Genomic DNA, 18,935 nt, shown 5'->3' with positions numbered 1-18,935 from the left:
CTTGTTTTAAGCATGAAAAGGGAGTTCAAATTGATTCTAGATCTGATAATTATCGTTTTATTGATTGGTGGCCTGATCAGTGGTTATCGGGCCGGGTTCATCAATCAGTCAGTTCGGATTGTATCGTTGATTCTATCGTTTATGGTGGCGATTTACTATTTTCAGCCAACCGCTAATATCATGATTAATATCGCTAAAAAAATTGGCTTTGCGCCCGGTATCCAATGGCTTTACGTGTCGGACATTGTTGCTTTCGTCCTTCTGTTTGCACTGACACATGCTGTTTACATCATGTTGGGCAGCCACTTGAACGGGATTGCGAAAGTTCCCGGCTTCCATTTGGGAAATTCATTGCTGGGTTCTGTTATCGGTGGCATAACACAGTATTTAATCATTTTCTTTGTTTTAAATATCCTGATTGTCTTTCCGATTTCATGGGTTCAAGACCAGTATCAAGAATCACAAATTTCTCAAACAATCGTTAAGAAAACACCGATTTTATCCAAGCGTGAATCCAGGACCCAAACGATTAAGCAGGGTGCATTATCCTCGTCAATTGTGTTTTTAAACAAGCAGGGAGGGTCTTCAAATGAAGTGGATTAATCGATTAGTGGCAGTCGTGGTCGTCCTCCTGACACTGAACATTTTTATTCAACCGGATTCCGTGAAGTCCATTGGTAAACGGGTCAATAACGCAGTTGATTTACCGGCAATGTTAAAGACTGAAATTGATAAAACGGCGACCCACGTTAAAAATGCTGGGACGGCACAAACTAATTCAGGTGAAACGCCGATTGAAAGTATTGTTCAGGGGCGTAAGTTATCCAACAAGTATTATTACCACTTTGCGTCAGGCGTTCCTGAGCAGGCAAAGAAGGTCTTCTTGCAGGCAGTTGATAAGTACAATGAGACCGGTATCGTGAAATTAATGCCGCTAAGCGGTCAGACAAAATCTCAATCAAATGAGATCACGTTTTACGTTTATCATAAACGGGTTGAAACCGGATCCGGTGCTGTTGAACTTGGCCTTGGTGGTCCGAAAATCTATCCTTGGGTTGGCAGTCACAACTATGACTTGAATCGTGGAAAAGCCGGTTTGAACGCTGAGTATCCGCAGTCCAGTATGCAGCTTTCAGTGACAATGCATGAAATCGGTCACGTCTTGGGACTTGATCACAGCATGAAGCGCAGTTCGATTATGTTCCCGGTTGATCAGGGCAGAACCAGTTTTTCTAAAGAAGATTTAGCAACGCTTAGAAAAATTTATCAATAATTAAAACGATCATAAAAAAAGGCTAAGGAATGGTTGCTGGCGACAGCTTGTTCCTTGGCCCATTTTGTGTTTTCAGTGAACGTGTTATCGCTTTTTAAATCGGCGATCAACTATATATAGTCGACGATTCTTTTTTAAGTAAAGTAGCCCTGCAAGAATTGTTGTGAGTATTTCCGTAATTGGGAAGGTGTACCAAAAGTAGGCCAATCCCCAGAATTGAAGCAGCCAGGCAATGGGAACCAGCAAAAACAATTCTCTGGTCAGGCTCACCCAGATACTTTTTTGAAGTTGATTTGTTGCCTGAAAATAAATAACCAACATCATCGAGATGCCGGCAGGGATAAAACTGCTGCCGATCACTCGAAAAGCGTGAACGCCAATTTGACGTAATTCAAAATCTGATGAATAGATGCCAAGTAATTGTCGGGGAAAGCAGATGAAAGCGAGTGCACCAATTATCGTGACGGAACAAGCAATCAGTAAAGCCAGTCGAACCGTTTCTTTGATTCTAATCAATTGCTTGGCACCAAAGCTAAAACTGATGATGGATAAGATAACCTGCTGAAGGCCTTCAAGCGGGATAAAGAAAAAAGCTTGAAGCTTGTAATAAATTCCCAGAACATTGATGGCTAACCCGGTAAACTGTTTCAAAATCAAATTCAAGCCGACAATATAGACTGTATAAAGGGATTGAAGCAGGATTGAAGCACTACCCTGATGGTAAATAGCGACGCACACTTTGCGGCTGATTTGTCCGTTCAAAGCATAATAATGATGAAGTTGACTTATCACAATCAATAGTGCTGCCAGTTGGCCGGTAATTGTTGCCAGCGCCGATCCAGCAATGCCAAGCTTTGGGAATCCCAAGCGGCCGAAAATCAGTAACGGATTCAGTAGGATGTTAATGAGATTGCCACAAATTTGAGCGATCATCGGCCACCTCATTTGGCCCTTTGCCTGCAACATTTTGGTGACGACTGCCTCGATAAAGAGACTGACAGATCCAATTAAAATAATAAACGCGTAAGTTCTACCCAGACTTTGAACCGTGGTGCTGGAACTGGATAATTGATAATAAGGCTTGATTAATAACAAGCCAATGCAAGCAAAAGCAAAATAGTTTAAAAACCCAAGAAACAAACCACTTTTAACAACGGTTTCCTGCCGGTGGACCGCCTGACTGCCATCCAAGTGGGCGATTAGAATATTAATGCCGGTACCGGTTCCTGTGGCAATGGCGATCATGAGCAGTTGCACGGGGTAGATGATTGAAAGTGCGGTGAGAGCCTCAAGCGCATACTTTGTGACAAAATAACTGTCCACGACGTTATAAATTGATTGGGCAAATAGGGAAATCATGACGGGCGGCGCCATTTTCAACATTAAATTTGGAATGGGCGTTCCTCTTAAATTAGCGATGATCGTCACCTACCTCAATAATCTTCTTATCATCGATCATAGCACTGGCGGAAAAGGCTGAGATACAAAAGGCACTCGAAACAACAATTTCGAGTGCCTTTTGTAGATAAGAGAATGCCGTCTATTGATGATCCCGACGATAGATTTCCATTTTCTTTTGAAACGTTGATTCGGTAACGCCGTATGCCGTGAAAGTAATGGCGTTTGCGCCGGCATCAATCGTTTCTTGAATCTGCTCGCTTGTTTTGCCGCCTGATGCAATGATCGGAAAATGCGGATTAATATCGGCAACTTCCCGACGAAGCCAACGCACCAGTTTTGCGGTATTCTTACCGCCGGCAACGTTAAAAGCGTCTACACCGGCATCAATTCGCTCCTTAACGTTAATCGAATCATTAACAACCGTATAAATGATTGGAATATCAACAACGTGCTCAACACTAAGAATTGTTTCGGTTTTGGCAGGTGCATTTAAGACAACCGCCTGGGCACCGTTTTCTTCAGCAAAACTGCCAATGGTTGCCGAACGCAGGCCCTTTGTCAGACCACCGCCAATCCCGGCTAAAATCGGTACGTTTGAAACAGTAGAAATGGCACTTAGAATCTTTGTGTTGGGCGTCCAGGGATAAACAGCCAATACCGCGTCTGCATTACTATTCGCAATAACGGCAACATCCATTGTATAGATAATACTTTTAATTCGCTTACCAAATAATCGGATACCGGACGCATTTTTGATGACATCCGGGCTCTTAACGATGTCCTGTCGGAGTTCCGAAGAAATATCCGGGACAAATTTTTTGTTAACACTAGCGTTTGAATCCATGATCTAATCCCCCTTATAAAATTAGTCTTCAACCATTATTATAGGGATATTGGCCGTCTTTTAAAAGAAGCGGGATTATAATTTTTACTTTTTTAAGCGGGCCTGCAACTGCAAATCGTAGTTTCTGACTACCGGAATGATCCATGCAGCAATTCCAGCCGCGACAGCGCTGATGCCTGCAATGACAAATAGCATCTCAACCCCGATGGCATCGGCCAAGGGACCGGCGAAGATCAGTCCCAAAGGACCGGTCAAGCTTAAAAGGGAGTTCAAAACACCCAGTACCCGCCCCAATTGCTGTGGTGGGTAACTTTGTTGAATCATGGCCATTAGCAGGGTATTGAAGTACGGTGTTGCAAGGCCGGCCAGTGCATTTAAAACGACAAACCAGAGAAAGCCATATTGGTTTCCCGGCAAAAGACCGCTGAAACCGGTAGTGATTCCGATAATGAAGAAAGCGGCGATAACGGGTATCATCCGGTTTTTCCAATTTCCGAAAATGCCAATGATTGTACCGCCAACCAACATGCCGGCCGAGTAAATAGCTTCGATTAATCCTGCCTGTCCGACGGTACCCTGGAAGTAGGACATGGTCATTAACGGGTACATGCTTGCACACGGCATATAAAAAAGTGTGAATGCCGCCCCAATAAGGGTGATGTACCACAGTCCCTTGTTCTTGACGAGTTGGGAAACCCCAAGTTTGGTGCTATGAAGAACGTGCAGCGCATCATCGATTTTTTCATTTGAAGGTATTTTGACAAAGAGTAAAATGCCAATTCCTATAGCGGCTCCCAAAACGTCTAACAAAATCAGGAATTTCATTGGGATAATTGCAAAAAGCATTGCCCCCAGCGCAGGTGCGATGATCATGTTTGCGGACTGAACCATCCCTAACTGACCATTAACCCGGGTGATTTCCTTTTCGGGCACCATGGTTGGAATAACAGCCTGAATGGTTGGCATCTGAAAAGTTTGGGCAATTGAGCGCATCAATAATGAGATGAAAATCAGCCAAAGCGGGAACGCATTGAAAAACGTTCCTGAAATTGACAGAATAATGGCGAAAAGAGCAGCAACAATATCAGGCACAATGAGAAGTCCCTTTTTATTCCAACGATCAATCAGCGGTCCAACAAAAGGGCTCAGCAGAACCATTGGCAGCATTCCCAGAATAGTTGCAAAACTCAGGACAGTTGCTGAACCGGTTTCCTTGGTTAAATACCAAATGATGGCATATTGAACAATCATACTTGTAATGCCGGTTAAAAATTGGCTGGTCAGGAATAAGTAGATATTCGGCCGCCAATGTGTGATAGATGAATCCATAATTTCCCCCGTTTTCTACAATCAAAAATCGTCATCATTATTGTACCTTACTTAACCTGAATAATTCGAGTTAAAAGAACCGTATAGGCTGACTTTCATCGAGGATTGTGATACGCTTTTTGAAGTAGAAAAAAGAAGACGCTTTGTAAGGAGAAAAAACATGACTTTACCTCAATTAGACTTGGCGAATGCCCAGGGCCCCAAAGCAACTATCAAGACGAACCATGGCGACATTAAGATTCAATTGTTTCCGGAGCAGGCTCCAAAGACGGTTGAAAATTTTGTTACATTAGCTGAAAAAGGCTACTACGATGGTGTGACTTTTCACCGTGTCATTCCTGATTTTATGATTCAGGGTGGCGATCCGACAGGCACTGGTGCCGGTGGTGACAGTAGTTTTGGCGGGTCCTTTGAAGATGAATTTTCACCGGAGTTATTCAATATTAACGGTGCGCTTTCAATGGCAAATGCCGGTCCCAATACGAACGGCAGCCAATTTTTTATTGTCACCAACGAGCACGTTGACGATGGGATGATCGGTCAAATGAAGCAGGCCGGCTATCCGGATGAAATTATCGACACGTATAAAAATGGCGGTACGCCATGGCTTGACTTCCGTCATACCGTTTTTGGGCAAGTCATTGATGGCATGAATGTTGTCAAAGAAATCAGCGGTGTTAAACGAAGTGCTTCTGATAAACCTGAAGACGACGTTGTGATGACGACCGTCGAGATTACAAAATAATCATTTGATTAATGAGGAAGCGTGTGACAAAAAGGCGGTTAGTTTCCAGTGCAATTGGATTGGACTACCTGAACATGCTCCGGCTGAGATAGTAGGATAATTCAGTTGTACGGCAGGAGGTTGCCTTTTTTCTACCGCTTTTGCTCGGTAATAATGGTAATGAAACTAGAAGGAGCTGGACAAAATGACTTTTGTCCAGCTCCTTTTTATGTTAAAGTCGGTGATTCACTTTGATTTTAGAAGTTGTTTATTTGTTATAAAATAAAAGCAAATAACATTTGGGACGGTGAAATCATGATAAAATTTGATGAAACATTTCGTAAGGAAGTTAATCAAGTGGCACCTTACATTCAGGGCGAGACAGAAGATGAGGTCCGCCGCCGTTATCATTTGGATAAAGTGGTTAAGTTGGGATCCAATGAGAATCCGTACGGGCCATATTATCATGCCCGTCAGGCAATCCGGCGCAGTGTGGAAGAAATCAACCGGTATCCGGAAGATGATTTTATCGAGACCAAACGGGTCATTGCCGATCAATTTGATTTAAAACCGGATAATGTTGGTCTTGGCAGTGGTGCCGGAAACATTATTGAAACCATTTCCAAGATGTTTTTAAACGCTGGTGATGAAGTCTTGATTGCACAGCAGTCGTACCGGTTGTATCGAGAAGTTTCCAAGCTGATGGGAGCCAAGGTCATTGAAATTCCGCTAACCGACGACTTCCAGTATGATCTGGCTGCCTTTAAAGCTCAGATAACTGAGAAAACCAAGTTGATCTGGATTTGCAACCCCAATAATCCGACTTCGGCAGTCACGGACCCGTCCCTGTTGGAATCCTTTATTGCAGGCTTGCCTGAACATGTTTGGGTCGTTGTTGATGAAGCTTATGCCGAGTTTTCAAATCCCGACCAATTGCCGAATTTACGTCAATTTATTGGGCGTAAACGTGTGATTGTTTTAAGAACGTTTTCTAAATTTTATGGGTTGGCCGGCATTCGGTTAGGGTATCTTTTGGCCGACCAGCAGGCAATTGCTGCTTATGATACGGTTACGGAGCCCTTTAACTCCAGTCGGGCCGCACTTGCCGCCGCCATTGCGTCGTTAAAGTATGATCAGGGACAGGCAAAAAAGGTACTGAAACGGATTCAGGGTGATCGTGAAGGGCTAACGGAATCATTGGAACTCCTCGGACTTGAGGTCGCCAAATCAGAAGCAAACTTTGTTTTTGCAAATCTGCCGGAAGGCGCCCCGAGTGCATCGAAAATGAGTCAGCAGCTGATGGCGCAAGGCGTCATTATTAGGGATGGCACGCCCTGGGGGTATCCTCAGCATATCCGAATTACAATCGGCAGGCACGATGAACTGGAATTTTTCCTGCAAAAGTTAACCACTATCTTATCTGAATAAATGACAAAAGTTGAAACGTCAACACCCCCACAATACAACCTGTCTTAATGCAAGGCAATAAGTGAGTGGGATGATGATGTTTCAACTTTTTAAAAGGTGTCCGTTAAGAGTTCAACCGGACAATGGTCGGATCCAAAAATGTCTGTTAGGATTTTTGAATCTGAAATGTGATCGGCAAGCCGTTTGCTGGTGACAAAATAATCAATCCGCCAGCCCGCGTTTCTATCACGTGAATGGAATCGATAACTCCACCAAGAATAGATATCTTCTTTGTCCGGATAGAAATGACGGAAAGTATCCATGAATCCCTGATCCAACAACTTGGTGAATGATTGACGCTCTTCATCTGTAAAACCAGCGTTATGGTGATTGGATTTGGGGTTCTTAAGATCGATTTCATGATGGGCGACATTTAAGTCCCCACAAAGGATGACGGGTTTGTGACTGTCTAATTGGTTCAAATAGGCATGAAAAGCCTTATCCCAACCCATTCGAAAGTCTAAACGTTTTAATTTAGCACCGGAATTCGGGACGTAACTGGTAACTAAGTAAAAGTTGGGATATTCCAGTGTGATGGCTCGGCCCTCATGGTCAAATTCCGGAGCCTGAATACCATAACTAACGGTTAACGGTTCATCTTTGGCAAAGATGGCTGTTCCCGAATAGCCCTTACGTTCAGCGTAGTTAAAATATTGTCGGTATCCCGGTAAATCCAGTTTGAGCTGACCTTCCTGCATCTTGGTTTCCTGAATACAGAAAAAATCGGCGTCCAATTTTTGGAAAGTTTCGGCGAAGTCCTTTTTAACAACTGCGCGCAACCCATTGACGTTCCATGAAATAAATTTCATTTACAATGACCATCCTTTGACTATGATTTTATAACTGATTAACTTAATTCTACTATAATAACTTGGCTTGTGGTTCAACTCAGAAAAGAATTAAAGGCGATGTTTGGTATTTGACGAGAAGAGTGTAATGGAAAAGACCCGATTAACAACTGATAATTTTGTCAGCTGTTAACCGGGTCTTTCTGGATGGTGTCGAATAGGGACACCTTATTTTTGGATAGAACGAATCAACTTCTGCATAGCCTGAGCTTGGAATTCAGCTGTTGCCTGCTTTTGAAGCTCGGCCTGTTGTACTTTGGACATCTTTGGATTTTTCTTCATCGCTGCCATAATCTGTTTGGTAACGAAAGCTTTTCCTTGTGCCTTTAGCTGTGCCTGATACGTTTTATTTTTTAGCTTTTTTTGAAGCACTTTGGCTTGATCGGTAGAAAGGACCAGCCAGTCTTTATTAACGTAGATTTTATTGTGACGTTTAATCAACTTGCCATTTTCTCCGGCAATACCGAACCAGAGTTTTGAGGCACCGTCTTTATATCTCCAACGAGTTGTTTGGGTTTCGATTCGTGGATTACCGCTTTCTTTAATGACTTGATTAGTCGTGTCATTAACGGTAGTATGCGATTTCTTCTTTGCGTTTTCAGATGTTTGATAAATGTAAACCTGATGCTTATTGGCTGTACCGATTGGTTGATAGAGCAGCATCTTCATTTGTTTTGAAGGGCTGACAGAATGAAGCGGCTGATACGTGGTCTTTGTTTCTTGTTTCATCCCAAAATGATCTTTATCGTTTTTAACAATATAAACCGTTGAGACGATCATTCCGATGACGGAAAGAATGGTTAAAATCCAACTGAGCGGTTTATTCTGAATGTAAACAAAGCACAGAAACGAGAGAACGGCACAAATAATTAAGGTTACTAAAATCATTACTTGTCACCCCCGTTTTTAGTCGTGTAATCAGCGGATGAAGCACGGTTCTTCAAGAAGAACGATGTTACAAGAGCCATTAAACAGAAGACGACAGCAACGACGAATGCGGCGTGATAACCACCCAAAGTTGCATTGAAGAAGTCGTCTTTATATTGAAGTGGATTAGTCGTTAATAAATGATGTGCCGGCTTGTCGCTGTTGGTAACATTTGTCAAAATACTGATTAAGATCGCGGTTCCGACAGAACTTGCGACTTGACGCTGTGTGTTATTGACAGCAGTTCCGTGACTTAATAAGTTCATTGGTAATGCGTTCATTCCAACAGTAGTTGAAGGCATCATGGCCATTGAAATTCCAAACATTCGAATGGCGTAGAAGACCACGATATAAATAGTCGGTGTGTCTTTGGTAATGAAGATAAAGGGAATGGATCCCAGTGTCAGTAGTACCATACCAATAATGGATAAATTTCGGGCACCATAGCGGTCAACGGCACGACCGGTAATTGGACTCATAATACCCATCATTAGTGCGCCGGCTAATAATGTTAGTCCGGATTCAAAGGCGGACATGCCTTTAACGATTTGCAAATAAAGAGGAATCACCATTTCAACACCAACCATGGCCATCATTGTAATTGAGCTCAGGATGGCTGAAACCAAGAAAGGCGTTGAACGATAAACTCGGAATTCCAAAAATGGTTTGTCCATCGTCAATTGGCGCCAAACAAAGACCGCAATGAAGACAAGGCCAATGATTAGGGTTGAAATGACTTTAGTACTGCCCCAACCATCGTCACCAACTGATGAGAAGCCGTAGAGTAAACTACCGAACCCAATGGTTGATGTCACAACTGAAATCAGGTCGATACCAGTCTTTTTAGTTGGTAAGACGTTCCTAATGAACCAGAAACTGCCGATGATAACGATCAGCAATAATGGCAAAATCATGCCGAATAAATCTCGCCATGTGGCGTTATCAATGACCCACCCTGAAAGTGTTGGACCAATGGCAGGTGCCAAGCCGATAACGATTCCGGCAAGGCCCATGGCTGTTCCACGTTTGTCAGGCGGGAAGATTGATAACATAATTGTTTGAAGCAGCGGCATTGTCACACCAACACCGAGTGCTTGAATTAAACGTCCGATTAAAAGAAAACTGAAATTGGGCGCCGTGTAACAAACGACAGTTCCAATAAAGAAGACCACCATTGCAGTAATATACAGTGGCTTTGAATTGAAACGGGTACTTAACCAGGCACTGATTGGGATCATGATCCCGTTAACCAGCAAGAATCCGGTTGTCAACCATTGAACGGTTGAAGTTGAAACATCAAATGCTTTCATGATAGTGGGAAAGGCAGTTGAAAGGATTGTCTGATTTAAGATTGTACAGAAAGTTCCGATCAACAAGAAAACAATCATTAAACCGCGATTGTAGCTTTTCCCGTTGTTATCTACCGATTTAGCCAAGATCTATTACCTTCTTTTCTCTAAAAATTGTTGCCATCTGAAAAACGATACTTGACTAATATAAGATTATTCATTTCAATTGTCAACTATCTTGACAAAGTTATTTAAAAATATATACTAAATGTTAAGAAATGTGATTACGATATTAAATTGTCTCATAACAAAAATGTTGATAAATCAGCATTGGAAACCATTACAAAAATTTGTGAAACGAGGAATAGAAGTGGATAAAGAATTTCAACAAAAATTAGCTAAAATCCTTGAAAAGAATGATTGGCATTTGGGCATTGGCGATGTGGAAAATGCGACAGGGGTTTCACAAACCAAGTTACGTTATTGGGAGCGAAAGGGCTACATTAAAAGTGCGCAGGGAAAAGGTCAAAATCGAAAGTTTACTTACGGCACTTTAATGAAAGTCTACCAGATGAAGATGTATCTTGATCAGGGGTATACGTTAGCAATGGCTGCCGAAAAAGCAGAATCAAAAAGTCGCATTATGAAAACATTGAAGCGCGCTGTCTTTGACCGATATGAAGGGATGGAGACAATCGAAGGATGGCCGGCAATTAATTTGGGATCATTAGTTGGCGACCCTGACCATGTTGTTTATGCTATTGTTAAAGAAGACAATACTGATCTTGAATTATTGCCTAAAAGTAAAATTGAATAAGTATCATGATGATTAAGAAGCTTAGATATAGGGGTGGATTGGGAAATGACAGATAAAACAGATGTTTTAGTCGTATATTTTTCGATGACGGGAAATACGAAACGGGCTGCCGAAGAAATCGCATTGAAAGTTAAGGGCGACATTGTCAGGCTGACGCCGAAAGTACCGTATCCGGATGATTATTCTAAATTAAGTGAAGTGGCCAAGCAGCAACTGGATCAACACCAACTACCAGAGTTGGCTAATGATCATATTGATTTGTCACCGTATAATGTGGTGTTCATTGGTTATCCTGCTTGGTGGGCACAGCCATCAATGCTGCTGCATACCTTTTTTAAGCAGGAACATTTTGATGGTCAGGAAGTCATTCCGTTTATGACAAGTGTTTCCTCCAAAGTTGAAGAAAGTTTGCCGGTTGTAGAGAAATTGCTTCAGGGAGATGTGGAATTGTTGGATGGGATCACTGCAAATAGTAATGATCAGATTGATTCATTCTTAAAAGAAGAGGGATTGATCAGGTAGCAGCGCTTGTTTTGAAAGTTTTTTTCAAAATTTTTGAAACTTATACTTGATTTTTACTAGGGTAGAAGCGTTACACTGTTATTATATTTATTTTTAGAAAATTGTTGGAGGGGTCTAATTGCTAGAAAAAACTGTATATAAAGAATTGCTGAGTCACGCCTTTGATATCCCCGTTTCCGTTACATATTGGAATGGTAAGACTGAGAATTACGGTGGTGACAATCCGCAAGTCAAGATTGAAATCAAAAAAGAAATTCCGTTAAAAGAAATGACTTCCCAACCGACTTTGGTTTTAGGTGAAGCTTACATGAACGGTGATATTGACATTACTGGTAGTATTGAAGAGTTGGTAGCATCTGCCTATCGCAAAGGCGGCAGTTTTTTAACAAACAACCCCTTTCTAAAGCATCTGCCAAAGATATCCCATTCTGAAAAGGAAAGTAAGAAGGATGTCCAAAGCCATTATGATATTGGAAATGACTTTTATCGCTTGTGGTTGGATAAAACAATGACTTATTCATGTGCCTACTTTGAGCATGATGATGATACATTGGAACAGGCGCAATTAAACAAAGTTCGCCATATTCTTCATAAACTCAATCCGGTTTCCGGTAAACGCCTATTGGATATTGGCAGTGGTTGGGGAACGTTGATTTTTATGGCCGCCGAAGAATTTGGACTGCATGCAACCGGTATTACGTTAAGTAAGGAACAGTATGATTATACCCAGCAGCAAATTAAGGAACGGGGCCTGGAGGATAAGGTCAACGTCTTATTAACTGACTATCGTGAAGTTAAGGACCAATTTGACTATGTGACATCTGTAGGCATGTTTGAACACGTTGGAAAAGAAAACCTCGGTTTATATTTCCAAGACGTTGAAAAATTCCTGGTACCTGATGGTCGGGCATTGATTCATGGTATTACCGGACAACATGAGGGTGCTGGTGTTGATCCATTCCTGAACAAGTACATTTTCCCCGGTGGTTATATTCCAAACGTTGCTGAGAACCTGACACATATTATGAATGCCGGCCTTCAGTTAACCGATTTGGAGCCATTGCGTCGCCATTATCAAAAGACGCTTGAAATTTGGTATGATAACTATGTCAAGGTCATCGATCAGGCCGAAGCAAAGTATGGAAAACCGTTTACCAGAATGTGGTCACTGTATCTTCAAGGGGCTGCAGCTTCGTTTGAAGCCGGTAATATTGACGTGATGCAATATCTCTTGACTAAAGCGCCAAGCGGTACAGGTTTACCAATGACACGGCAGTACGTTTATAAGACGGAAGATTAATCAAAAATTGATCTGGATTAATGCTTAAAGGCAACACATAACAAATGGCTGTGATATTTCTTTGCGGAAATATTACAGTCATTTTTGTGATTTAATCATGTTAGAAGAGGTGACAAACGTTAAAGCAGCTTTGACTTTACAACGTCAATGAGGTATTCTTTTAGTGTAATTTAATCAAATTATAACTTTACCGGTTTTAATTGCGTTCAATCAATTCGGGCAAATTACATATAGGTGGTGGATTTTTTGAAGAAGATTTTAGCGTACAATATTTTGGATTACGAAAGAGAATTTGTTGTTGAGTGGGCAGCAGAACATCCCGATGTTCAAGTTGACTTTAATTCAATTGAGTTACATGATGATACGGTACATCTGGCAGAAGGCTACGACGGTATTGATTATCGACAACGCAGTCAATTAACTGACGGTTCTGACCTATACAAAAAATTACATGATTACGGTATTCATCAATTGGCCTTAAGATCGGCCGGAGTGGATTCATGTAACTTGAAATATGCTAAAGAAAATGGATTGACTGTCACCAATGTACCGTCATACTCACCACGGGCGGTTGCTGAAATGACGTTAACCCACGCAATGAATTTGATTCGACATATTCCACAATTCCAAAAACGAATCCGGCAAAACGATTATGTTGTTAATGGCTTACGATCAAAAGAGATTTCCAATCTAACTGTTGGGATTATCGGTGTTGGCCGAATCGGCAGTACTGTCGCTAAAATCTTCAAGGCACTTGGTGCTAAACGGGTTTTAGGGAATGACATTAAGGAAAACGATGATTTTCGAGGCATTGTTGACTATACAACCAAGGAAGATATTTACAAAAATGCGGATTTAATTACCATGCATACGTATATGAGTGATCAAAATTATCATATGATCGGCAAGGATCAGTTTGGAAAAATGAAGAATACTGCTTTATTCATCAATTGCTCCCGTGGCCCGATTGTTGATACAGATGCGTTGGTTAACGCACTGGAAACCGGTCAGATTGCCGGTGCCGGAATTGATGTGATTCAAGATGAAACAAAGATCTTTAACCAATCGTTTGTTGGGGAAGATAAAATTCCACTTCCCGTTTATACAAAGCTGATGAATATGGATAACGTCTTTCTAACACCGCATGTGGCCTTTTACACTGACCACGCGGTTAAAAACATGGTCAAACAATCATTGGATGACACATTGATGGAAATTTCCGGTAAGGAAAGTCCCCATCGAATTAACGTTTAAATTGACAAATCAAGGAATCCGTTCAGTCAACGATTTTTTCGCTGACTGAACGGATTCCTTTTTTAAATAAACAATTCAGTTTTAGGCGAACCTTATTTTTTTAGGTGGCCGGAAGTGCCGTTTAATGGTTGATCTGAAAATACCCAGTCATTATTTGGAAGATGGTGTCCTGATTCTGTAATCCGGGTGACTTTTGAAGCCGGTAATCGAGATTCAAAACTTAACCGACTAGTTTGACTATTGTTATCATTACTGATGTCCCTTTGCAGTTTATGACGCAGCGCGTGAACGTTGAAGTCGTTGTTAACGATGTAATGTTTATAATATTTTTCGCCATGACTGACAATTACAGTTCCTTTTGGCAACACAATAGCTCTTTTAACAACTGATGTATTTTGTTTATCGTAAAATTTCAAATTGACTTTGAATTCTTTTTTGACTCTGTAAAACTTATTTCTGAAAGTACCTTCATATTTGCTGATAGAGCTGGTCTTAACGTTCTTAGGCTGTGAACTGGCGCTTGCCATGAATGTGTAATTGGCCAGTCCAATCAATGAACCAAATATTAACGAAGTTAGAAGTAGTTTCTTCATCGCAGTTTCCTTTCGCTCAATGTGTCTAATGATGTAGAGCTGATCGTTAGAGACCAAAGTGGTCAACCCCTATAATCAACTTTATCGTGTAAAAGCCATTTTGTAAACTGTTTATTCGGAATGACCAATCCGGGTCAGATAATCTCCAAAGGGTTCTTCTGTATGACTGGCACCGGTTTCTTTTTTCTCATACCAAGAGATTTTGTCATTAAGGATTTGAAGGTGATGTTGCACTTGACGGTACTTTTCCATAAAGTCGTTTCGGGTTTCCTTTAGTAAGGCAAGCCGATTGGGGATGGTGGCGTCACCCTGGGCCCGCCATTTAACATACAATTTCAATTCCTGGATACTCATGCCGGTTCCTTTTAGGTGCAGAAGAAATTTAACCCAGCTCACATCTGTTTCGGTAAAATAACGTCGATCTGCGTGATCACGGTGAGGATTCAACAATTTTTCACGTTCATAATATCTGATGGTCGGGGCGCTTAGACCAACTATGGTGGCAAATTGACCAATAGAATAAGTGACTTTCTTTTCGATTTCCTGCATCAATTTTCCTCATTTCTTAAATAATTGATTGACTTAAAGTCCACTTTAAGTTGTAAGGTATTGTTTGTAAAGCATAAGCGTCAAAATGCTTTGGTGTAAAGTTAAGGTTTGAATCCCTAAAAAATGAGGAATAGTGAACACGCTGGATTTCAGGAGGCTTATAACATGTCAGTTAAAAATAAAGTGGTTGTGATCACCGGTGCATCGTCCGGTATTGGTGAGGCAAGTGCAAAATTACTTGCTAAAAATGGTGCTAAAGTTGTCTTGGGGGCAAGAAGAGAGGAACAATTAAAAGCAATTGTGGCCGATATTAAGGGAGACGGGAATCAGGCAGTATACAAAGTAACTGATGTAACAAATCCCGAGGATGTTAAACAGTTAGTAGCATTGGCTAAAACACAGTTTGGCGGTATTGATGTCATTTTTAATAATGCTGGGATTATGCCGAGCTCACCTATTAGTGCGTTACACACAGAAGAATGGGATGCAATGATTGATATTAACTTAAAAGGGGTTTTGAATGGTGTTGCTGCGGTTATGCCCGATTTTACAAGCCAAAAGCATGGACAAATTATCACAACTTCTTCCGTTGCCGGTTTAAAGAGTTTTCCGGGTGCAGGTGTGTATGGTGCAACAAAATTTGCTGTTCGAAACTTGATGGAAGTTATTCGAATGGAGAGTGCCCAAGAGAAGACTAATATTCGAACGGTTACACTTTATCCGGGTGCGATTAACACGGAACTTTTGAATACAATTAGTGATACGGCTACTCGTTCTGGAATGGATGACTTGTATAATGCCGTTGGGATTGGTCCTGATGCGGTTGCACGAGTAGTTAACTTTGCGGTGGATCAACCCGAAAATGTTAATGTCAGTGAATTTACTATTTATCCAACAAAACAAGGATAATCAATTGGTTGTTAAAATACTTGAAAAATGATGATGTGAAATGAAAGGAAGCTGAATGATGGCTAAAAATGAATCTATCAAAAATGGTGTGATTTTTCCTGCTGGTCCTAAAAATGAGGCTTTTGCCAAATATTTTGTAGGGCAAAGCTATTTACAAGGACTGGTTAATGATCCGGATGTCAATGTTAACGTTAGTAACGTAACCTTTGAACCGGGATGTCGGAACAATTGGCACATTCATCATGACGGTTTTCAAATTCTACTGGTTACCGGTGGTGAAGGTTGGTATCAGGAAGAAGGCAAGCCGGCTCAGCACTTGGTACCGGGAGACGTTGTGGTTACTCATGATGGCGTCAAGCATTGGCACGGGGCGACAAAGGATAGTTGGTTTGAACATATTGCGATTACCGCCGGGACGCCTGAATGGTTGGAGCCGGTTTCGGATAAAGATTATCGTAAATTGGAGGGATAGTTATAATGGTAAAAAAACAGACAGCAGGACGTGATCATTTGGGTGATTTTGCACCCAAGTTCGCTGAATTAAACGATGATGTTTTATTTGGGCAGGTTTGGGCTCGGGAAAAGGAACTTTCTTCCCGCGATCGAAGCATGATCACCTGTGCCAGTTTGATGTCTCAAGGTCTTTTTCCTCAGTTGGAAGATCATATGAAGATGGCCAAGAAAAATGGGGTAACAAAGGAAGAAATGGTTGAACTCATTACTCACCTGGCATTTTATGCGGGGTGGCCAAAGGCTTGGTCGGCGTTTGGACTGGCTAAGAAAATTTATACCGATTAGTTAAGCAGGGTGATTGTAATCAATATTAATTTAGAATCGTTATTGTATACTCCTGAAAAATAGTTTAGAATGAATATAGATTAAAAATATTTGGAGGGATTTGAATGAACTTTATCGGTAAAGAAATTGAAGATTTTAAGGTAAACGCTTATCAAGATGGCGACGTCAAGCAAGTGACCAAAAGTGATTTATTGGGACATTGGTCGATTGTCTTTTTCTACCCAGCTGATTTTTCGTTTGTCTGCCCGACTGAATTAGGAGATTTGGCTGATAACTATGATGAGTTTAAAAACGCCGGTGCGGAAATTTATTCTGTGTCGGAAGATACTGAATTCGTTCATCAAGCATGGCATGAAAAGAGCGAAGAAGTTGGAAAGGTTAAGTATCCAATGATCGCGGATCCTGCAGGAAAACTTGCCCGTTTCTTCGAAGTGCTGGACGAAGATGCCGGTCAGGCTTATCGAGGTGTTTTCATCATTGATCCGAAAGGTAAAGTTCGTTCATATACCATTAATGATATGGGTATCGGTCGCAATGCCAAAGAAGTATTGCGGACGTTGGAAGCTGCTCAATTTGTGGCAGAACACGGTGATCGCGTCTGCCCAGCTAACTGGAAGCCAGGTCAAAAGACACTGAAGCCTGGCACCCAACTAGTTGGTAAGATTTAAGCTTATTTTCAATCTTTTAACTGTTTTTAAAAAGGCCATGTTAATTCCGATGGATAGTAAATCGGAAATAACATGGCCTTTTTGGATATACCACATGATACAATAAGCCATAATACTTTTATAGGAGGCAGGAAATGAAACAACATAAAAGGATTGATATTGTTGGACATGTCAAGCTGCAGGTATTATTAAATCTAATGGCAATTCCTCTTTTTTTCGGTTTTTGGTTTTTGATGGTGTTATTAACTGGGATTAATGCTTTTTCAATGGATTTATGGCAACTATGGTCTATCTTTATTCTTTTAATTGTTTTTATGGTTGTTCATGAGTTGATCCATGGCTTGTTTTTTAAATTATTTCATCCAAGAGATCATGTTAAATATGGTTATACTAAAGGGATGCTCTATGCGACAAACCCGGGGAAATTGTATAAGCGGTGGCAATTTATGATTATCGGTATAATGCCTCTGATTTTAATTACACTGGCCTTGTGGGGACTCTTTTGGATTGGGGTCATACATGCGTCAGTGTTCATTTTGGTAGCCGCATTCCATGCTGCAGGTTGTGTTGGGGATTTATATTTTGAAATCATTTTAATGTTTTCACCCATAGGTGCAATGGTTGAAGATACGGCTACGGGGATGACGATCTATGTTAAGCAATGAGCAGACTGGAGGCATACTTTGGCGGTGTTATTAATTTTTCTTGGCTTTCTGGTAGGCGCTTTTATTATCAGTATGGGTGGCGGCGGTGGGTCCTTTTATCTGGGAATTCTAATTGGAATTGCCCATTTATCGCCATCCAGTGCGGCTGCAACGTCGCTATTTACTGCGCTGCCAGCGTTAGTTGTTGGGACATATAGCCATTATCGAACCGGCAATATGAAATTCAGTTATGGCAACAAACTGTTAATAACGGCATTGCCAGCGACCGTTATCGGCAGTTTAGTATCAGGTGTAATCCCCGTCACACTTTATACTTGGGCAATTGCAATCATTTTGTTTGTTTTAGGTGTTCAGACACTCCGAAAGTCTTTTAAGGGGAAGCCATCATCCAACCTAAAACCATGGACCGTTTATTTATTTGGGGCATTAAGCGGTCTGATGGTTGGTATAGCAGGATTAAGCGGTGGTGGTCCGGTCATGGCAGGGCTGTTACTATTGGGACTCAACATGCCTCAAGCAGCTGCAACCTCATCGTACGCCTTGATTGCTTTATCGATTGTCGGATTGATCTTTCACTCGACGCAGGGCAACATTGCTTGGCAGGTGGGCCTGCTACTTATGGTTGGCTCACTGGCAGGAGCAGCCATTATGCCAAGGATTCTAGCACATTTTGATCCCCGTAAAGTTACAAAAATCCTTCAGCCGGTGATGGGAATTTTGTTGGTATTGATGGCGATTAAATTTGTCATTTGATGAAA

At 41.4% G+C, this 18,935-nt stretch carries 22 protein-coding genes; 14 read left to right on the top strand and 8 right to left on the bottom strand.

Going from position 1 to position 18,935, the window contains the following annotated elements:
* Nucleotides 1–30 precede the first annotated feature (30 nt).
* A complete protein-coding gene (locus tag GQR93_RS11235; RefSeq protein ID WP_225430332.1) occupies nt 31–603 on the top strand; it encodes a CvpA family protein in 573 nt (190 codons plus the stop codon).
* Complete coding sequence (locus GQR93_RS11230; RefSeq protein WP_004466739.1) at nt 590–1,273, top strand: matrixin family metalloprotease; 684 nt, start codon at nt 590–592, stop codon at nt 1,271–1,273. The genes GQR93_RS11235 and GQR93_RS11230 overlap by 14 nt, the downstream gene beginning before the upstream one ends.
* 84 nt (nt 1,274–1,357) lie before the next feature.
* Here GQR93_RS11230 and GQR93_RS11225 read toward each other — a convergent pair whose 3' ends face one another.
* The 3 genes from GQR93_RS11225 to GQR93_RS11215 form a co-directional block, all read right to left on the bottom strand.
* Nucleotides 1,358–2,701: an MATE family efflux transporter gene (locus tag GQR93_RS11225; RefSeq protein ID WP_004466741.1), complete on the bottom strand. Its 1,344-nt coding sequence runs from the start codon at nt 2,699–2,701 to the stop codon at nt 1,358–1,360.
* A gap of 112 nt (nt 2,702–2,813) precedes the next feature.
* Nucleotides 2,814–3,518 carry a beta/alpha barrel domain-containing protein gene (locus GQR93_RS11220; RefSeq protein ID WP_004466743.1) on the bottom strand — a complete coding sequence of 235 codons (705 nt, stop codon included), beginning with the start codon at nt 3,516–3,518 and terminating at the stop codon, nt 2,814–2,816.
* A gap of 84 nt (nt 3,519–3,602) precedes the next feature.
* A complete protein-coding gene (locus GQR93_RS11215; RefSeq protein ID WP_004466746.1) occupies nt 3,603–4,847 on the bottom strand; it encodes an MFS transporter in 1,245 nt (414 codons plus the stop codon).
* A 160-nt stretch (nt 4,848–5,007) separates the two neighbouring features.
* Here GQR93_RS11215 and GQR93_RS11210 point away from each other — a divergent pair, with 160 nt between their 5' ends.
* On the top strand, nt 5,008–5,592 hold the full coding sequence (locus GQR93_RS11210; protein ID WP_004466748.1) for a peptidylprolyl isomerase: 585 nt from the start codon (nt 5,008–5,010) through the stop codon (nt 5,590–5,592).
* A 294-nt stretch (nt 5,593–5,886) separates the two neighbouring features.
* A complete protein-coding gene (gene hisC, locus GQR93_RS11205) occupies nt 5,887–6,999 on the top strand; it encodes a histidinol-phosphate transaminase (RefSeq protein WP_035444675.1) in 1,113 nt (370 codons plus the stop codon).
* An 89-nt stretch (nt 7,000–7,088) separates the two neighbouring features.
* Here hisC and GQR93_RS11200 read toward each other — a convergent pair whose 3' ends face one another.
* The 3 genes from GQR93_RS11200 to GQR93_RS11190 form a co-directional block, all read right to left on the bottom strand.
* Nucleotides 7,089–7,847, bottom strand: coding sequence for an exodeoxyribonuclease III (locus tag GQR93_RS11200; protein ID WP_004466752.1), 759 nt, complete (start codon nt 7,845–7,847; stop codon nt 7,089–7,091).
* A gap of 207 nt (nt 7,848–8,054) precedes the next feature.
* Nucleotides 8,055–8,774: a DUF4811 domain-containing protein gene (locus GQR93_RS11195; RefSeq protein WP_004466753.1), complete on the bottom strand. Its 720-nt coding sequence runs from the start codon at nt 8,772–8,774 to the stop codon at nt 8,055–8,057.
* A complete protein-coding gene (locus GQR93_RS11190) occupies nt 8,774–10,249 on the bottom strand; it encodes an MDR family MFS transporter (RefSeq protein ID WP_004466756.1) in 1,476 nt (491 codons plus the stop codon). The genes GQR93_RS11195 and GQR93_RS11190 overlap by 1 nt, the downstream gene beginning before the upstream one ends.
* A gap of 121 nt (nt 10,250–10,370) precedes the next feature.
* Here GQR93_RS11190 and GQR93_RS11185 point away from each other — a divergent pair, with 121 nt between their 5' ends.
* From GQR93_RS11185 to GQR93_RS11170, 4 genes are all read left to right on the top strand, one after another.
* Nucleotides 10,371–10,919: a MerR family transcriptional regulator gene (locus GQR93_RS11185; RefSeq protein ID WP_004466758.1), complete on the top strand. Its 549-nt coding sequence runs from the start codon at nt 10,371–10,373 to the stop codon at nt 10,917–10,919.
* A gap of 45 nt (nt 10,920–10,964) precedes the next feature.
* Nucleotides 10,965–11,441 carry a flavodoxin gene (locus tag GQR93_RS11180; protein ID WP_003635569.1) on the top strand — a complete coding sequence of 159 codons (477 nt, stop codon included), beginning with the start codon at nt 10,965–10,967 and terminating at the stop codon, nt 11,439–11,441.
* Nucleotides 11,442–11,559: 118 nt separating this feature from the next.
* On the top strand, nt 11,560–12,741 hold the full coding sequence (locus GQR93_RS11175) for an SAM-dependent methyltransferase (RefSeq protein ID WP_004466762.1): 1,182 nt from the start codon (nt 11,560–11,562) through the stop codon (nt 12,739–12,741).
* 234 nt (nt 12,742–12,975) lie between these two features.
* Complete coding sequence (locus GQR93_RS11170; protein WP_004466764.1) at nt 12,976–13,995, top strand: D-2-hydroxyacid dehydrogenase; 1,020 nt, start codon at nt 12,976–12,978, stop codon at nt 13,993–13,995.
* Between the two features lie 92 nt (nt 13,996–14,087).
* Here GQR93_RS11170 and GQR93_RS11165 read toward each other — a convergent pair whose 3' ends face one another.
* Both GQR93_RS11165 and GQR93_RS11160 read right to left on the bottom strand, forming a co-directional pair.
* Nucleotides 14,088–14,588 carry a hypothetical protein gene (locus GQR93_RS11165; RefSeq protein ID WP_004466766.1) on the bottom strand — a complete coding sequence of 167 codons (501 nt, stop codon included), beginning with the start codon at nt 14,586–14,588 and terminating at the stop codon, nt 14,088–14,090.
* Nucleotides 14,589–14,699: 111 nt separating this feature from the next.
* Nucleotides 14,700–15,137, bottom strand: a complete 438-nt coding sequence (locus tag GQR93_RS11160) for a MerR family transcriptional regulator (RefSeq protein WP_004466768.1) — start codon at nt 15,135–15,137, stop codon at nt 14,700–14,702.
* A 165-nt stretch (nt 15,138–15,302) separates the two neighbouring features.
* Between GQR93_RS11160 and GQR93_RS11155 the strand changes: the two genes are divergently transcribed.
* The 6 genes from GQR93_RS11155 (at nt 15,303) to GQR93_RS11130 (ending at nt 18,930) form a co-directional block, all read left to right on the top strand.
* The gene (locus tag GQR93_RS11155) at nt 15,303–16,046 is read left to right on the top strand and encodes an SDR family oxidoreductase (protein ID WP_147605407.1); all 744 of its coding nucleotides are present in this window, start codon (nt 15,303–15,305) and stop codon (nt 16,044–16,046) included.
* 58 nt (nt 16,047–16,104) lie between these two features.
* The gene (locus GQR93_RS11150; protein WP_187117491.1) at nt 16,105–16,518 is read left to right on the top strand and encodes a cupin domain-containing protein; all 414 of its coding nucleotides are present in this window, start codon (nt 16,105–16,107) and stop codon (nt 16,516–16,518) included.
* Between the two features lie 5 nt (nt 16,519–16,523).
* Nucleotides 16,524–16,844 carry a carboxymuconolactone decarboxylase family protein gene (locus tag GQR93_RS11145; protein ID WP_003635580.1) on the top strand — a complete coding sequence of 107 codons (321 nt, stop codon included), beginning with the start codon at nt 16,524–16,526 and terminating at the stop codon, nt 16,842–16,844.
* Nucleotides 16,845–16,948: 104 nt separating this feature from the next.
* Complete coding sequence (gene ahpC, locus GQR93_RS11140; protein ID WP_003559392.1) at nt 16,949–17,512, top strand: alkyl hydroperoxide reductase subunit C; 564 nt, start codon at nt 16,949–16,951, stop codon at nt 17,510–17,512.
* 134 nt (nt 17,513–17,646) lie between these two features.
* Nucleotides 17,647–18,177, top strand: coding sequence for a DUF3267 domain-containing protein (locus GQR93_RS11135; protein WP_004466776.1), 531 nt, complete (start codon nt 17,647–17,649; stop codon nt 18,175–18,177).
* Nucleotides 18,178–18,195: 18 nt separating this feature from the next.
* Complete coding sequence (locus tag GQR93_RS11130) at nt 18,196–18,930, top strand: sulfite exporter TauE/SafE family protein (protein ID WP_004466778.1); 735 nt, start codon at nt 18,196–18,198, stop codon at nt 18,928–18,930.
* Nucleotides 18,931–18,935: the final 5 nt, after the last annotated feature.

This window comes from Lentilactobacillus hilgardii (assembly GCF_009832765.1).
GTDB lineage: Bacteria > Bacillota > Bacilli > Lactobacillales > Lactobacillaceae > Lentilactobacillus > Lentilactobacillus hilgardii.
The sequence above is the reverse complement of the archived record's forward strand: the minus strand, read 5'-3'. Positions and strand labels throughout refer to the sequence as shown.

Coding starts and splice junctions, on each gene's coding strand:
- GQR93_RS11230 (WP_004466739.1), top strand. CDS start 590: ATGAAGTGGATTAATCGATTAGTGGCAGTCGTGGTCGTCCTCCTGACA.
- GQR93_RS11220 (WP_004466743.1), bottom strand. CDS start 3,518: ATGGATTCAAACGCTAGTGTTAACAAAAAATTTGTCCCGGATATTTCT.
- GQR93_RS11215 (WP_004466746.1), bottom strand. CDS start 4,847: ATGGATTCATCTATCACACATTGGCGGCCGAATATCTACTTATTCCTG.
- GQR93_RS11210 (WP_004466748.1), top strand. CDS start 5,008: ATGACTTTACCTCAATTAGACTTGGCGAATGCCCAGGGCCCCAAAGCA.
- hisC (WP_035444675.1), top strand. CDS start 5,887: ATGATAAAATTTGATGAAACATTTCGTAAGGAAGTTAATCAAGTGGCA.
- GQR93_RS11200 (WP_004466752.1), bottom strand. CDS start 7,847: ATGAAATTTATTTCATGGAACGTCAATGGGTTGCGCGCAGTTGTTAAA.
- GQR93_RS11195 (WP_004466753.1), bottom strand. CDS start 8,774: ATGATTTTAGTAACCTTAATTATTTGTGCCGTTCTCTCGTTTCTGTGC.
- GQR93_RS11185 (WP_004466758.1), top strand. CDS start 10,371: ATGTTAAGAAATGTGATTACGATATTAAATTGTCTCATAACAAAAATG.
- GQR93_RS11180 (WP_003635569.1), top strand. CDS start 10,965: ATGACAGATAAAACAGATGTTTTAGTCGTATATTTTTCGATGACGGGA.
- GQR93_RS11165 (WP_004466766.1), bottom strand. CDS start 14,588: ATGAAGAAACTACTTCTAACTTCGTTAATATTTGGTTCATTGATTGGA.
- GQR93_RS11160 (WP_004466768.1), bottom strand. CDS start 15,137: ATGCAGGAAATCGAAAAGAAAGTCACTTATTCTATTGGTCAATTTGCC.
- GQR93_RS11155 (WP_147605407.1), top strand. CDS start 15,303: ATGTCAGTTAAAAATAAAGTGGTTGTGATCACCGGTGCATCGTCCGGT.
- GQR93_RS11150 (WP_187117491.1), top strand. CDS start 16,105: ATGGCTAAAAATGAATCTATCAAAAATGGTGTGATTTTTCCTGCTGGT.
- GQR93_RS11145 (WP_003635580.1), top strand. CDS start 16,524: ATGGTAAAAAAACAGACAGCAGGACGTGATCATTTGGGTGATTTTGCA.
- ahpC (WP_003559392.1), top strand. CDS start 16,949: ATGAACTTTATCGGTAAAGAAATTGAAGATTTTAAGGTAAACGCTTAT.
- GQR93_RS11135 (WP_004466776.1), top strand. CDS start 17,647: ATGAAACAACATAAAAGGATTGATATTGTTGGACATGTCAAGCTGCAG.